General features: G+C 47.2%; 13 protein-coding genes and 1 pseudogene. 3 read left to right on the top strand and 11 right to left on the bottom strand.

What is annotated here, in order from left to right:
• Window positions 1–65 precede the first annotated feature (65 nt).
• Window positions 66–734 carry a TetR/AcrR family transcriptional regulator gene (locus tag AC50Y5_RS01775; protein ID WP_494858039.1) on the top strand — a complete coding sequence of 223 codons (669 nt, stop codon included), beginning with the start codon at window positions 66–68 and terminating at the stop codon, window positions 732–734.
• A 115-nt stretch (window positions 735–849) separates the two neighbouring features.
• On the opposite strand, the gene AC50Y5_RS01770 is transcribed toward AC50Y5_RS01775, so the two are convergent.
• From AC50Y5_RS01770 to AC50Y5_RS01740, 7 genes and pseudogenes are all read right to left on the bottom strand, one after another.
• Window positions 850–2916, bottom strand: a complete 2067-nt coding sequence (locus AC50Y5_RS01770; protein ID WP_494858037.1) for an AraC family transcriptional regulator — start codon at window positions 2914–2916, stop codon at window positions 850–852.
• A 146-nt stretch (window positions 2917–3062) separates the two neighbouring features.
• Window positions 3063–5021 carry an AraC family transcriptional regulator gene (locus tag AC50Y5_RS01765; protein WP_056030035.1) on the bottom strand — a complete coding sequence of 653 codons (1959 nt, stop codon included), beginning with the start codon at window positions 5019–5021 and terminating at the stop codon, window positions 3063–3065.
• A 147-nt stretch (window positions 5022–5168) separates the two neighbouring features.
• Window positions 5169–5600 (bottom strand): annotated as a pseudogene (locus tag AC50Y5_RS01760) (DNA alkylation repair protein); the annotation flags it as partial.
• Window positions 5601–5622: 22 nt separating this feature from the next.
• Window positions 5623–6165, bottom strand: coding sequence for a Crp/Fnr family transcriptional regulator (locus tag AC50Y5_RS01755; protein ID WP_494858035.1), 543 nt, complete (start codon window positions 6163–6165; stop codon window positions 5623–5625).
• A complete protein-coding gene (locus AC50Y5_RS01750; RefSeq protein WP_494858033.1) occupies window positions 6149–6679 on the bottom strand; it encodes a PadR family transcriptional regulator in 531 nt (176 codons plus the stop codon). The genes AC50Y5_RS01755 and AC50Y5_RS01750 overlap by 17 nt, the downstream gene beginning before the upstream one ends.
• Window positions 6680–6745: 66 nt before the next feature.
• On the bottom strand, window positions 6746–7903 hold the full coding sequence (locus tag AC50Y5_RS01745; protein ID WP_494858031.1) for a YhgE/Pip domain-containing protein: 1158 nt from the start codon (window positions 7901–7903) through the stop codon (window positions 6746–6748).
• A gap of 204 nt (window positions 7904–8107) precedes the next feature.
• Window positions 8108–8983, bottom strand: a complete 876-nt coding sequence (locus AC50Y5_RS01740; protein WP_494858029.1) for an RNA polymerase sigma-70 factor — start codon at window positions 8981–8983, stop codon at window positions 8108–8110.
• A 245-nt stretch (window positions 8984–9228) separates the two neighbouring features.
• Between AC50Y5_RS01740 and AC50Y5_RS01735 the strand changes: the two genes are divergently transcribed.
• Both AC50Y5_RS01735 and AC50Y5_RS01730 read left to right on the top strand, forming a co-directional pair.
• Complete coding sequence (locus AC50Y5_RS01735) at window positions 9229–9549, top strand: ArsR/SmtB family transcription factor (protein ID WP_056030054.1); 321 nt, start codon at window positions 9229–9231, stop codon at window positions 9547–9549.
• Window positions 9550–9643: 94 nt separating this feature from the next.
• The gene (locus AC50Y5_RS01730; RefSeq protein WP_494858026.1) at window positions 9644–10723 is read left to right on the top strand and encodes a saccharopine dehydrogenase family protein; all 1080 of its coding nucleotides are present in this window, start codon (window positions 9644–9646) and stop codon (window positions 10721–10723) included.
• Between the two features lies 1 nt (window position 10724).
• Here AC50Y5_RS01730 and AC50Y5_RS01725 read toward each other — a convergent pair whose 3' ends face one another.
• The 4 genes from AC50Y5_RS01725 to AC50Y5_RS01710 form a co-directional block, all read right to left on the bottom strand.
• Entirely contained in the window at window positions 10725–11381 is a 657-nt protein-coding gene (locus AC50Y5_RS01725; RefSeq protein WP_494858024.1) for a M48 family metallopeptidase, read from the bottom strand.
• Window positions 11382–11384: 3 nt separating this feature from the next.
• The gene (locus AC50Y5_RS01720) at window positions 11385–11861 is read right to left on the bottom strand and encodes a GNAT family N-acetyltransferase (RefSeq protein ID WP_056030063.1); all 477 of its coding nucleotides are present in this window, start codon (window positions 11859–11861) and stop codon (window positions 11385–11387) included.
• Window positions 11862–11985: 124 nt separating this feature from the next.
• Complete coding sequence (locus AC50Y5_RS01715) at window positions 11986–13146, bottom strand: PQQ-binding-like beta-propeller repeat protein (RefSeq protein ID WP_155972769.1); 1161 nt, start codon at window positions 13144–13146, stop codon at window positions 11986–11988.
• A gap of 158 nt (window positions 13147–13304) precedes the next feature.
• A complete protein-coding gene (locus tag AC50Y5_RS01710) occupies window positions 13305–14516 on the bottom strand; it encodes a VWA domain-containing protein (protein ID WP_494858021.1) in 1212 nt (403 codons plus the stop codon).
• Window positions 14517–14519: the final 3 nt, after the last annotated feature.

The following is a 14519-nucleotide window of genomic DNA, read 5'->3' as shown; positions in this document are numbered from 1 at the left end:
GGGTAAGCAATTTGGAAACTCTGTTTCTGATTAAAAACAGATTGACCGAGACGAAGGTGATAAAAATGAGTGAACAGGATCGTTCCCTTAATACGAATAAACGCGAGCTGAAAACCTACCAGGAAGCACGGCTGCAAAATACCGAAAATCTCCGCAAGCTCGTCGTAGATGCTGCGGCTACTATTTTGCAGGAGGAAGGCCCTGAGGCGGTTACCGTTCGTAAAGTTTCACAGAAAATGGGCTGCTCCACCAAAATCATTTACAGCTTGTTTGTGAATAAAGAGGGTCTAGCCCAGCAGCTGTACCTCGATGGCTGCAAAATAATGGCTCGCGAGTTTGAAGCAACGCCTGCACTAGCCGACCCGAGAGCGCATTTGCTCGCTTTAGGCGAAACCTACTGGCAGTTTGCACAGCGCTACACCAGCTACTACAAGCTGATGTTTGGCGGAGCATTCGGCGATTTCAAGCCGGATGAGGAAAGCATGCAGGGCACCGTGACGGCTATGCGGCAATTAATCCATGTCATCGGCAGCGCCCAGCAGCAGGGTCTCCTATCAGTGGCGGCACCGACGGATACGATAGAAATTGTCCGCCTCGTCTGGGGCGCCCTCCACGGTGTCATCCATCTGCAAATGGGCGGGCATTTTGGCGATGTTCCCTCCGCCCATGCCACTTATCAGCAAACGATCTCCCTATTAGCGAGCACCTTATTCGCTAAACAACAGGAAGGTTAAAATCGCACCCTGCCACTTAGCTGTTAGTCAAACGGCTAGGTGATTAATCCGACGTCCTTATCCCAGCGTGAAAAAGCCGCCAATCCTCTAAACAGGACTGGCGGCTTTCTACCGATTATTTTTGATTCGCCGTCATGACGCTGACGACTTTCTCCAGTTGAAGCTCCAGAGAATACGGATCTTCCATAACGAACTCATCGCCGTTTTCGCCAAAGGTGCCGTATTTATATACTTGGCCCTTTTGCACGGCAGGCAACTGCTTCCACAGCTCGCTGTTCAATATTTCCGCGCTTCCTTCGTCCTCTGCCCCGTATAAGAAGATATGATCGCCCGTATATTGAGACAAAACCTCCAATGAAATACTTGCAAAACCATCCTTCATATCTTTCGCCTGCTGGGTTGGCGGCAGCTCCAGCATTTGATAAATGGTCGAGCTGCCATAATTGCCGCCCTCAGCCGCGATGACATACAAGGCTTTGTATCCGAATTGAACGATGGAGACCGTTTCGCCTTCCTTGACGATTCCGGCTATTTTCGCTTTGGCCTCTTCAACCTTTGTAGCATACTCTGTGATCCACTGTTCGGCTTCCTTCTCCTTCCCGAATATTTTGCTGACGTTCCGGAATTTCTCCAGCGGTCCTGCTGTCTTCAGTTCTTCCCAATAAGGCAGAAACACCGTCGTGCCTACCTTCTCGTATTGCTCAATATTTTCATCAATAGAGCCAATAATGAGATCCGGCTCCAAATACGTCAGCTTCTCCAAATTCATTGGAAAACCGCCCAAATCCTCTATGCCATCCAGTACATCCTGCGAAATGCCGGAATCCCCAAGCCAGGCCTCATTCAACATAAAACTTCTGACCCCAACTGGAATAATGCCCAGCTTCAGCAGATGGCCCATATATTGATCAGCGGCAACTCGCTGCGGATTGGCAGGCACCTCTACGTCTCCTTTAGGCGTAGCTACGATTCGGGTCGCGGCTTGTGGCTCCGCTTGCTGAGCCGCAGACGATGTCTCCGCATTCGCAGCACCAGCCGACTGGTTAGTCGCAGACCCCGAAGGGCTGACACTCGTATTTGCCGCTCCCCCGCATGCGCTTACGAGCAAGGTAAAACACATCACTAAAGCCATAACTGCTATTTTCGTTCTTCTTTGCATCAATAACTCTCTCCCTGTCCGATAATGAAAATGATTTTCAGTATCATTATAAGGATAAAACGGAGGTTGCAGAACGGCAATTCCTTGCATCGATAAGGGCAAATCCCGACCTTTCCCTTCCATGCCATACTTCTCTCTATATCGAGCTGGAGAAATCCCCTTATATTTTTTGAAGCTGCGGCTTAAAGAATGGGCATCCGGGAAGCCTACATTTTCGGCAATTTCCTGCAAGGTGGCATCCGTCCGCAGCAGCAGCTGCGTCGTTCGCTGGGTGCGAATCAGGCCTAAGTAATGCATAGGGCTGCTGCCTGTTTTATTTTTGAACAATCTCGATAGATGCCCTTCACTGCATTCCAATGCCGCAGCGATCGTTTCCAGCGTGAGCGGATTATTGTAATGTTCATGAATATAGCGAACGGCCATTGCTGCCAAGTCCGGCCGAATCGGGTCTATTTCCTGCTGATGCCATTGCCAGAGCAGCTCATACACGAACTGGTAAAAGCCCGCCTTCACCTGCAGCCTGCCAAGCCCCGTCTCCTGCCTCCACTCCTCATACAGACGCTCGACTTTATCGAATAAAGCAAGCGGAGCACTGGGCTCAAACGCATATTGATAATGGAAAGGGTTATCCTTCTCTATCCGCTTCGCCAAATCCTGTGCGCTTGGCAGCGCAAGTGTCGGCTTGTACAAAATCATATAATATTCCAGCTCGTCCTCTGCTAAAATAGCCAGATTCATGCCTTTGCCGCCATGAAAAATATGAAATCGCTTGGCCAAATGCATTTGGCGGTCCAGCCAGATTTTCGCGCTTCCGCGCACCGTATACATAAACACACTAGCTGGCAGCCGATAAGAGGACAGCTCTTCCCCTTTGTCCATTGCCGAATAGCGAATATCAATTATTTTAATGAAAACATGGTTCCATAATCGTATATGTTCATTTAATTGCATACTGCCGCTCCACTCCTCTATTGCAAGCCCATCCGAACGATTATATTTAACCCCATTATAATTGATAATCATTCTTAGCGGCAACCAATTCAGGATGATTTAATAAGCAGTGTCCAGTATAAAAAATGGTATGCAGGCGGCGACCTGCCACAATAAAAAACGCTCTGCTCTGAATGATAAGAGCAGAACGTTTTATTTTCAACATAGCCGCCTTACGGTCACTTGCTCGCTGTGGTCGCCAGCAAAGCGTTCGTAATGACATCCAGCTGCGTATTCAAGGAATAAAGATCGGTGTAATAAAATAAGCCAAAATCAGCTTCGATGACTTTTCCAGCCTTCACCGCAGGCAAGCTGCTCCAAACGGCATGCTCAGACAGGTCGTCCATCCCCTCCCATGAGGAGCGCAGCACGTAATCACCCATAAATTGTGGCAGCACTTCCATGGATACCATTTCGCTTTCTACCGTTTTCGTCTTATCGATCTTCTGCTGAATAATCTCCGGCGCTTTCATGCCTAAATAATCATAGACGATTTGCGAGCCCCGTCCGTACTCCTTGCTTTCAATGACCAGCATTTCTTTATTGCCGCCTTCGACAATCGTAATCGTCTTGTCCAGCAAGCCCGCTGTGCGAAGCTTTTCTTTGCTTTCTTCTACTTTGCTCTGGAAGCTGTCCAGCAGCGCCTGCGCTTCCTTCTCCTTGCCGAATACTTCGCCAAGCTTCTTAATCCGCTCCTCTGTCGAGATTTGATCAGCTGGAATAAGCACGGTCGGCGCAATATCCTTGAGCATCCTATAATTATCCTCGGAATTGGCAATAATCAGATCCGGATCAAGCGCCATAACCGCCTCCGGGTTCGCTTCATTCCAGTGGCCCAGCGATTCCACACCTTCCAATTGCTCAGAGAAGGCTGCTCCATCATAAACCTCAGAAATACCGATTGGCTTAATGCCAAGAGCAACCGCATCACCAAGCATATACAGCACAACGATCCGTTTCGGCTCCGCTGGCACAACAACATCTCCTTTTACAGTGGAAATGGTCCTTGTACTCGCTTCACCAGCCGTATCGGCATTGGCCGCAGAAGTTGCTGTTACGTTCGTCGTAGTCTGGGATGTGTTTGAACCCGCATTGGTTCCTCCCGCTGAGCAAGCGCTAAGCAGCAGCGTCAAGCTGAGCAGCACGCTCAATACTAGTGCTGAATTTTTATTTCGTTTCATATTTGTAAACCCTCCGCCATAATATTGATAATGATTATCACCACCATCCATACTATAACGTTGCTGTTCGTACGATCCAATGGACAATTTGGTACTGCCGAATGGACTATCTTCCTTTATGCCGCTGCCTCGCTCCTTGGCCTGATAACGCGCTGGCGATAGGCCCGTCTGCTTCTTAAATAAACGGCTGAAATAATATTCATCCGCATAACCGACATATGCCGCGATATCGCGAAGTGTGGCACCCGTCTCCAGTAGCAGCTTTTTCGCTTCCTTAATGCGAATTTGAATAAGATAGTCAATCGGGCTTGCGCCCGTCTGCTTCTTGAACCTCATCGACAGATAACGCGGACTGTAATTAAAGCGATTGGAAAGCTCATCCAGCGAGATGCCCTCCTGATAATGCTCGTGCAGAAAACGTATCACCTGAGTCACAAGATCCGGCTCGCTGACGGCCGCCTCCGTTGTTTTCAGCTGGCCCAGCACCTCGTGCACAAATTGGTAGAAGAGCCCCTTAATTTGCACGCTGCCGAGACTTCCTTCATTTCTGAGCGTCTGATTCATCGTCGACATCAGCACGAGCATAGCCAGCGGTTCATCGGGCTCAAACCCATATTGCATTTCAAAAGGGCTTCGGCGCTCCAGCAGCTGCCGAATTTCCCTCCAGCCAGAGAAAGCAAGCTTTGCCCGATAATACAGCAAATAAAATTCAAACTCTTCCTGGGCCTCGATTTCCAGCCGCATGCCCTTTGCGCCATGCAGCAAATAAAAACGCCGTGATTTATGAAATTGGCCGTCCAAATGCAAGCTCGCTGCACCTTTTACCCCATACAAAAAACCGCTAGCAGGAAAACGATAGTCGCCCAGACGCTCCCCCGCATTCATGACGATATGTCTGATATCAAATATTTTTACCGCTGTATGATTCCATACGGCTATATGCTCACCCAGCTTCACACTGCTTCTCCCCTACTGTAGCCAAACCGCTTTTCCCCCATTATAAATGATAAACCTTCTCAATAAAAGTTGAAAAGAATAGCATGTGCCCAATGCGCATGCTATTCATCAATACGATTCACCCGCTTCCTGCTGCGGGAGCTGTTATTATAGGCTGAGCAGGTTTCGTGTTGCCCTTGTTACAATCCGCTTCGTTTGCTTCGATTCGGACTGCTCCTGCCAACGCTTGCAAACCTGAAGCACCCAATCCGGATTCGTTTTGCCAGCATCATTCAGCCAATTGCTTACCGAATCCTGCACATATTTTGCCGGGTCGGAGCAAACAGCCTCCAATAGCGGCAAAACAGGAGCAGGCTCTTCCTTTAAAGCCGCAATATGCTTGGCCCATACGCCTACCGGGCGCGTCGCTTCAATGTCTAACCGCCGAATATGGGGATCGGCATCCGTTACCCAGCCCTTGAAACAAGCCAATGCTGCGCTTAATTCGCGAATAATGGGCTCTCTGACGGCCATCCAAGCGATTTCGCGCACGCCAAAATGAGGGTCTGCTGCATACGGACGGATGCCAGCCAATTTCTGATGCGAGAGCGAAAAGTTAATTTTAGTGAATTCGCCCGCGCTCGTAAGGCCTGAAGTCCTTGCCGAGCCGCATAAGCGCATGCAAAATTTTATCATGCAGGTTCCCGAGCGCCAAATGCTGCGTCAACTGGCTCATGCCGTTCAGGCGTTCGCTTAATACTTGAAGCAGTGATAGCATAAACCGGGGCCGATGCAGCAGAAAATTTTCAAATCGCTTCGGGTCCATTAAGCAAATATGGCTGTCTTCGGCCGCTTCAATGTAATGGTTCCGCGTACCAAACGAAATCATCGCCATTTCCCCAAATACATTGCCTTCGCTCAAAATATCCGAGGTGAACTGCTTGCCCTCCGCGCTAACCTGATACAAGCGCACCTTGCCCTTTTTCACAAAATAAAGTCCTTCGGCAAAGGATGTCGGCGTCTGAATAAATGTATTTTTCGGAAAAGGCGTAATGACGGTCAGCTCCTCCATCTCGATTAAATCTTCCATCGACAAGGAATGAAGCAGATTAAATTGCGACAAATATTGAATTTTATCCACGATGGGCCTATCCGCTTCGTACATAAACGAGCAGCTTCTGAAGCCAAGCGACGTCGCTCTGGATCAAATGGTAGGCATGGTCCGTCAGCAGCTCAAGCGGCTGCTGCTTGTCCTGCGGAATTTGCAGCGTATCCAGATCGGTTTCCTCAATCAGCCTGAGTTTAGCCTGGCGCTTGTCAATCGCTTCCTCGATCAAATAAGCCAGCTTGTGTTTATCGATCTTGTCCAAATAAAAAAGCGTAGCATATAAAGCCGTTATGCTCGTGACGTTCTGATAAGCGGCATAAATTTCGGTTTCCAGCGCTTTGAGGCCTTTATCTGTAATGCCGTAAGTCGTCTTTTCTGGACGATTATCCGATTGGACGACCTCAAGCTTTTGAATAAGCCCTTTTTTTTGCAGCACATCAAATTGGTAATATAGCGTTCCATCGTTTATGGGAATCGTATTGCCGAGCGACTTAAGCAGCCGTTTTTTTATATCATACGGATGGCTTTCCGCTTCGCTCAACGTTCCAAGAATAAAAATTTGCAAGGTCATTGCATCGCCTCCATCACTAGCTTAAAGGGCTGGCAAGCTGCTAATCCGCCTGCCAACCCTTTTATTTTACATGAATTGCGGCTGCGCTGCAGTCGTATTTTCCTCGGTCGTTGTTTTAACCCCTTTAAATTGGTGAATCAGCGTATTGATCAGCAGTGCTCCAACACCAATTAGCGCGAGCCCAAGCAAATACTTTGACGTCTGCCCCCCGCCGAAGAGCAGGTTGTAATCCAGCTGAATCGTATAAAACATCGGGGAAATGTAGCTGATGGCTTTGAACAAGCCTGGCATCATTTCCTGCGGCATCATCGCTCCGCCTGCGATGGTCTGCGACAGCAGCAGCGGCATATTAAGCAGCATGCCCGCTTGGCCGGCTAGCATGCAGAAGATGCTCGTAAACGAAATAGCGGTAAATAATTCAAGGGCGTGCACCATCCACACTTTTAGAAAAGTCTCGGCACCATAGCCATGAATGGAGAAATAAATAGTCAAGCCAATGAGCGGAACGATCAAGGCCAGCAGCGCATTAAGGCCCTGCAAACTGAAAAAGGCTTTCCATTTGCCAAGCTGCCCTTTCAACTGCTGCAAGGCGCCAACACTAATCATGGAATAAATCATGGCCCCAACATAACCAGCCATCGCCAGAAACATAGGTGCCATCTGATTGTGCATGCCGGCAGGCTTCGGGTTCGTCACAACCATATTAGGAGATACTTTGGTCATGACGCCTTCCACCGTCTGCTTCGCCTGATCTTCAGGCAGCTTCATATTTTGCAAAAGCCCTTCAAAGCTTTGCGTCTGAATTTGGGCAACCATTTTGCTGGAAATTTGGTCAGCCACGCTTTGCATCGCACTGCTTGTCGTAGCCGGATTAGAATCATTCATGAAAAAATCCAATTGGGTCTGTTCACCCGGCTGCGAAAGCTGCTGCGTGAAATTTTGCGGAATATGGACGATTAAATGGACGTTGCGATTGTCCAGCTCGGTTTTGGCCTGCTCCAGACTAAGCGTAGTATTGATATGGAATGGCAGCTGCTCTTTCAATTGCTCAACCATCTTCGCTCCGGTCTGCTCATCCTCGCTTACAATCGCCACCGTGAGATCAGGCAGGTTTTTCGGTACCGCACTGTACCCGTACATAAATATCCCGATCATCGCGATTTGATAAAAAACCATCATAAAAATGCCGCCGATTACGATTTTGTTTTTCAAAAATGCTTTCATGCTCCACTCCACCTTATACTTTATTTTATATACTTTAATTAGAGTAATTAATTCAGTGTATGCTGTCAATGTAAAAGGCTTCCATATTTTGTTCGGTATAAAGTATACCGCTAGCTGGTAATGAGCTTTCCCATCTCGGCAAGCCACGTGCCTGAACAAATAAAGAGACGGGAAGCGGCTGCTCCCCATCTCTTTATTTGTTCACTATAAGGCCTGCTGATTCATTCGCTCCAGCTTATCCGGATTGCGGATAATATAAATATTTTGCAGCAGCCCATTTTTCATATGGAGGAATACGGCGGAGGTTATGCGCGCTTGCTGCCTGAACATGATGGTGGTCTGGCCGTTCAGCTGCTTGATTTCGATGCTGAAGCGATCGTCCTCTCCTTCGCCTGCCTTGCGAATGATGCCCAGCAGGAAACGCGCCACATGCTCGCTCGTCTGGATCGGACGAATAGCGGCACTCACCTTGCCTCCTCCATCGGATAGCAGCATGGCGTCTTCAGCAAGCATAGACAGCACCGTATCGACCTTACCCTCGGACAAAGCTGCGAGAAATTGCTGCGCCCACTCGTCGCTAACTGCGCCTGCCCCCGCAAGCTCCTGCTCCGAAACGCCCATTTTTCCCCGGGCCCGGCTAAGCAGCTTGCGGCAGTTCATTTCACTTTTGCCCGTAATTTCCGCTATAGCGGCATAATCGAACGAGAGCGCTTCTCTGAGCACAAATACCGCCCGCTCGGCCGGAGATAGACGCTCTAACAATGCAAGCATCGCATAAGATAGCAGTTCACCGCGGATGATGGCTTCAAATACATCCTCAGCGTTCATTTGCAGCGGCTCGGGCAGCCATGGCCCAATATACTGCTCCCGGCGTTTGCGCGCAGATTTGAGCAGGTCATAGCAATGATTCGTCATCATTTTGCATAAATACGCCTTTGGCTCCTGCAGCCGCGCCGGGTCCACTCGCTGAAGCTTGATGAATACATCCTGAACTGCGTCCTCCGCGTCACATACCGAACCGGTTAGCTGATACGCCAGCTGGAATAAAAGATTTTTGTACCGTTCATAAAGCTCCGTCACTTCGCATGCCCCCATCTTTGCTTGCCTACACTACTTGTATCACTTGTATCGATCATATCAAGCGCACCATTTGGCGTCCACACGCTTTATTAAGCAAGCACCTTGTCTCCTGCAATCCATTTGCCCATATAACGAGGAGAGGCTGGTTTTTGTGACATTTTGTGTTGATTTGAATTTTTGTCTGAAATGAATTATACTTGGCGATATGTTTAAACAATTAAACCAAATAGCGGAGGAGTGGAGCCATGAGCGAATTTATCGGCAATCAGAAAGCGATTCACATTTTTGAAAGTTTAAGCCCTTATTTTCAAGGCTTGGGGGACCCTGTTCGCCAGCAAATTATATCGCTGCTAATCGATAAAGACAGTATGAATGTAACGCAAATTGCTGAGCATATTCCGATGTCGCGGCCTACCGTTTCCCATCATCTAAAAATATTGCGCCAGGCAGGGCTGCTTACCGTTCAGAAAAAAGGAACCGAAATGTATTATCGGCTTGAAATCAATGATGCGATTGCGCTTATGAAACAGCTTGTCCAATTCGTAGAAGAGGAATGCCAATGCTAGTGCCAATATGAGGCTAGCTTGCTGCCATTCCTTTTTCAAACGGCTATAGGTTGAATAACTTAAACATATAAACATTTAATCGGAGGTTCATTTTATGAATAGAAACAAGGTTCTTATCGTTGGGGGATATGGAGAAGTTGGCAGGCAGATCGCCCACATTTTACTTGAGCGGCATGCGAATTTGGAAATAGTATTGGGAGGAAGGTCACCGGAGAAAGCGAAAGCCTTCGAGTCTCAACGCGTACATACTGCCGTTGTAGATACGAATGCGGAAGATCCGCTCCAGCATGCAGGCGAGCATATTTCGCTCATCATTAGCGCAGTCAACGATTTGCAGGATAAGCTGCTTCTTGCTGCCGTGAGAAGAAAAATCCCGTTTATCGACGTGACGCGCTGGACGGAGCTATTCGAGCAGGCTTCTGCTAAATTGAGAAATGTGGAGCTCCACGCTCCTGTCGTGCTGTCTTCGGGCTGGATGGCAGGAACGGCCTCGCTATTCGCTATGCTGCATGCCGATTCGCTTGACAACGTAGCTGTCGATATCCATGCCCTCTACTCCCTGCAGGATAAAGCAGGCCCGGATTCTACCGCATACATGGATCGGATGACCATCCCCTTTCATATTACGGAAGCGGGGAGAAACCGGCTTGTCCATCCGATGACCGATCCGGTGAAGGTCCAGTTTCCCAATGGCTACAAGGCAAAATGCTATCGGCTGGACACCCCTGATCATGTGACACTGCTTAAGGCAAGCCATATTCATACAGCCAGCTTCCGCATCTCCTTCGACAGCAAAGCATCCACCTCTCTGCTTGTGGGACTCGTTAACAGCCGCATATGGAAGATGATCAGTGGAAAAAGGTTCCGCTCGTTCAGACAGCGTCTGCTCTACAATCCAGGTACCGGCAGCGCCCATCATGTGCTTATTCACCTAAAGGGACACGACCCTAATGGACGCCTGGTAGAGCGGCGAATCGCCATTTCGGACCCGCTTGGCCAGACTCACCTTACCGCTTTGGGAGCTGCTGTCCAAGCCGAGAAATTGCTGTTGATGCCTGAAAATGAACCGCTCGCCCCCGGCGTTTATTATCCAGAGGACCTGCCGGACTCGCGGATGGACAAGGCTGCGATTATGGGCTTTTTCAAACAATATGGCGTTCTTTTCTCCTACTAAATTAGAGCGTCATGAAGCTTCCGTATTTGGCCAAATACTGTTCCTTTTCTTTATAATCCGGCATAATGCTGCCTACGCGCCGCCAAAAGGAACGATCATGATTCATATGGAATAGATGGCAAAGCTCATGAATAATGACGTAATCAATGACATCAATTGGCGCCATCGCCAGACGATAATTGAAGGTCAAATGCTTAGTTGCGCTGCAGCTTCCCCACTTCGTCGTGGACTCTACGATTTCAACCGTTTTGGGCTTTACCTTCAGCTGCGCCTGATAAATAGGCAGACGTTCGCCAATTATTTTTTTGCAGCTTGAAAAATAAAACTTTTTGAGGTTTTTTCGCAGCTCCTCCTCTGTTAAACCGTTTGTCTCGATTAATTCATGCAGCAAATGCTCTTTGCCAAGGTAGAGAAATTTTTCTTTATCTTGGTATTGCTTCGTTTGGGGCGCTTTATTAGCCTCCCCAAGATACCGCGTCTGCTCCAAAATCCATTTGCCATGCTGCCCGACGGCCCGTTTAATGACCTCTTCACTTGCCGCCTTCGGCGCTTTAACCGTGATGAAGCCTGAAGGCTCGATCTGAATGGAGATTTTCTTTTCCCGATTGCCATATTGAACATGAAACGATATCGTATGATTTTCAAATTCAATGTTCATCGGCTAGTTATAGGTCATCCAGGCTGTCGTGCCGAGCACTTCAAAGTTTTGTTTATACCAGAAGTTCCGTGATTTATCCAGCGTGTACACATACATTCTCTTTTTCGGATATTTCGCTTTAAGCCAGTTGATAAAGGAAGCCGCATGGCCTTTGCCTTCATATTCCTTTAGCACATCGAGCGCTTCGATAAAAACAAAATCCTTTTTATTTTTAATGTCGATATAAAAGTCTTTTTCCAAATATTTTTCGTCATCGCTAAAATAATCTTTTTCCGCTTTTTCGATCAGCTGCTTGCCGCTCGCATATTCCCAGATGACGCCGTATCCGACCATCGTCTCGTCTGTTTCAATTATATAAATGTTTTCCGGCAGCTCCGCTTGGTCCTTCTGGCTCAATTCGCTTGCATGATAGGTCGTCGTAATCTCGCCGAGTGTGTTCTGCATTTCTTTATCAAATGGTTTCGCTATAATGCTAGACATGATTTTGATCTCCTTTTTGTCTGAAAGCTTATCTTCTAGTCGCTCTGACTCGTGACCGTTATCATACCATATTCGATGTATTGAAAAAATAAAAAAGACACGGAGTGCCCTTTCCGTGTAGATTCTATTTCAATTTATATTTAGCTATTTTATTTGCTTTTTTCAAGTGAGAAAATACAGTATTGTCATTATAATAAATGATCTCAGCATCAGTATCATTTAGTACGAACTCTTGAAGTACAGATAATTTTTTCTGATCAAGAACATATTGAGCTGTTCTAAGATTTAATAATATATTATCGTCTCCTGTAATTTCTGCTAATGGATATATCGGAATTTCAGTATTCAAATTACTAAATGTTTGCTTTGCTACAAGTCCCTTTGTATTATACAATGAGACCGTTTTATTTAAGTAAACCATATAATTGTCTCCGGCTGCAATGATCTCTGAGTTTCCTGGAATATCACGTCCCCACAACACCTTGCCTTTTGATGAAAGGGCTATGAGACGATTGCCTGTTTTGTTCAAATTAGCCCTAAAAATAATATTCCCATTAGATAACAGCAGAGAATAGCTTAGATCTGTATAAGAGCCTTGCGGAAAGTTATAACGAAAAACTCTGTTCATCGAAGAATTGTAGATATCCGCTTTAAAATCTGTAAAGGATGCCGAATGATTTTCTACTATAATTAAAGTATCTGATACTTTTGCAACAGTCCCTTTAATTAATTTTTTAAACAATTGTTTACCTTCCTTATTATATCCATACACCGTACTTGTTTCCTCTCCAGCTTTAGATGAAGTAGAAACGACATGCAGCAATGTGCCATCTTTCATTAAGTGCATTTTTCCTTGATCTGGAAGTCGAATCATCCAATTTTCTTTGCCGCTTGCATGAATTGAAAAGAGAACATTTTCCCATTCAAAGTAGGCGTACACCGTTCCATTGGGAGCGTATAAAAAAGAATTATCTGTATTAAAATAACCAATGCCCGCTTTATAAAAATGATATGTCCATTTAATTTTCCCTGTGTCTAAATCAACAGCCTTCAGAGTATCATAAGGCCATGCTTTGGTATAAACTTTTTCATCTTGCATATGCATATAAACTGTTTTTTTGTTGGGCAACACATGAATGTCCTTCTTTACTTCCAGATAATCAGAGCCAGTCCCTTGTGTCCATTGAGGAGCTGGCAACTTGCTCCACTTTTCTGCCGAAACGCTTGCACTGGATGATAAGAATAATAGGCAAGAAACTAACAGAGCAGCAATTGATTGTTTCATGGAAAACGCAACCTTTCGATCATCAATATTTGGCCCATTTCTTTCATTAAAAAAGAAAGAAATGGGCCAACTTTTATATACATAATACGACTATAAACTTTAGTAGATTTAAATCCCCATTTACAGAAACATATAGGCTATAGGCTGCCGCTTCAGCCTTACAAAGTCCCAATCCGCTTCGATAGCTCTGCCAAATCCTGTCCTTTCAGTGCGCCTTCCACAAGGTCTGGGAGCAAGGCGGGCGTACAGGCAAAGCACGGCGTGCCGTCGCGTGACAGCTGTTTCGCAAGTCCCTCGTCGTAAAATGGCTTGCCCTTGTCCGACAAAGCGAGCAGGCACATCGTACGCACACCCGATTCCCGCATTTCACGCATTCGGCGAATAAGCCCGGATTGATTGCCGCCTTCATAAAGATCGGAGACAATAATGAACAGCGTTTTCTTCGGCTCTTCAATAAATTGCTCACAATATTTGACCGACTTATGAATATCCGTCCCGCCGCCAAGCTGAATGCCGAACAGCATATCCACGGGATCGTTGGCACATTGCTCGGTCAAATCCACAACCTCTGTGTCGAATACGACTACTCTTGTATTTAGGGCTGGGATGCTGGCAAAGATCGAGCCGACAACCGAAGCCCAAATAATCGAATCGGCCATAGAGCCGCTCTGATCAATGTCGATAATGACCGTCCATTCCCTGCTTCGCTGCGCCCTGTCAAAATAATAAAATTTCTCAGGTATGATTACCCGCCGCTCCGTATCATAATGCTTCAAATTCCGCTGAATGGTCCGCTTCCAGTCGAGACCGCTCAGGGACGGCAGCGGCGAATGCTGCCTCTTGTTGAGCGCTCCCGTCACCGCGCGGCGAATATCGGTTTCCAGCAGCTTCACCAGTTCATCTACTACCGCTTTCACAAGCAGGCGCGCCGTATCTTTCGTTTTCTCAGGAATTTTCCCCTTAAGCGACAGCAGCGTGCCCACGAGCTGAATATCCGGCTTTACGGAGGCGAGCAGTTCCGGCTCGAACAGCAGCTGCTTCCAGCCTTTGCGTTCCATCGCATCATTTTGAATGATAGATACGACATCCTCTGGAAAAAACGATCTCACGTCGCCGAGCCACTTGGACAGGTTAAGCGATCCGTGGCCTGTACTTGACCCTCTTCCAGCTCCAGTGCCTGAGCCGCCCTTCGTACTGCCGGCCGCACCGCTTTCATCATAAATGGCTGCCAGCGCCGCATCCATAATAAGCTCCTCTTCCGTAAGAGCAAGCCGTCCGTCTTCGTTACAGCTAGCCAATTGGCTTTCCGCTTCTTGTCCCAAAATCAGCCGCCAGCGCGATACTGTATTTTCTTTCCGATTTTCCTCCATATG

This window comes from Paenibacillus sp. JT22N7 (assembly GCF_059383875.1).
The sequence above is the reverse complement of the archived record's forward strand: the minus strand, read 5'-3'. Positions and strand labels throughout refer to the sequence as shown.

Coding starts and splice junctions, on each gene's coding strand:
- AC50Y5_RS01775 (WP_494858039.1), top strand. CDS start 66: ATGAGTGAACAGGATCGTTCCCTTAATACGAATAAACGCGAGCTGAAA.
- AC50Y5_RS01770 (WP_494858037.1), bottom strand. CDS start 2,916: ATGATTATCAATTATAATGGGGTTAAATATAATCGTTCGGATGGGCTT.
- AC50Y5_RS01755 (WP_494858035.1), bottom strand. CDS start 6,165: ATGTACGAAGCGGATAGGCCCATCGTGGATAAAATTCAATATTTGTCG.
- AC50Y5_RS01750 (WP_494858033.1), bottom strand. CDS start 6,679: ATGACCTTGCAAATTTTTATTCTTGGAACGTTGAGCGAAGCGGAAAGC.
- AC50Y5_RS01745 (WP_494858031.1), bottom strand. CDS start 7,903: ATGAAAGCATTTTTGAAAAACAAAATCGTAATCGGCGGCATTTTTATG.
- AC50Y5_RS01735 (WP_056030054.1), top strand. CDS start 9,229: ATGAGCGAATTTATCGGCAATCAGAAAGCGATTCACATTTTTGAAAGT.
- AC50Y5_RS01730 (WP_494858026.1), top strand. CDS start 9,644: ATGAATAGAAACAAGGTTCTTATCGTTGGGGGATATGGAGAAGTTGGC.
- AC50Y5_RS01725 (WP_494858024.1), bottom strand. CDS start 11,381: ATGAACATTGAATTTGAAAATCATACGATATCGTTTCATGTTCAATAT.
- AC50Y5_RS01720 (WP_056030063.1), bottom strand. CDS start 11,861: ATGTCTAGCATTATAGCGAAACCATTTGATAAAGAAATGCAGAACACA.
- AC50Y5_RS01715 (WP_155972769.1), bottom strand. CDS start 13,146: ATGAAACAATCAATTGCTGCTCTGTTAGTTTCTTGCCTATTATTCTTA.
- AC50Y5_RS01710 (WP_494858021.1), bottom strand. CDS start 14,516: ATGGAGGAAAATCGGAAAGAAAATACAGTATCGCGCTGGCGGCTGATT.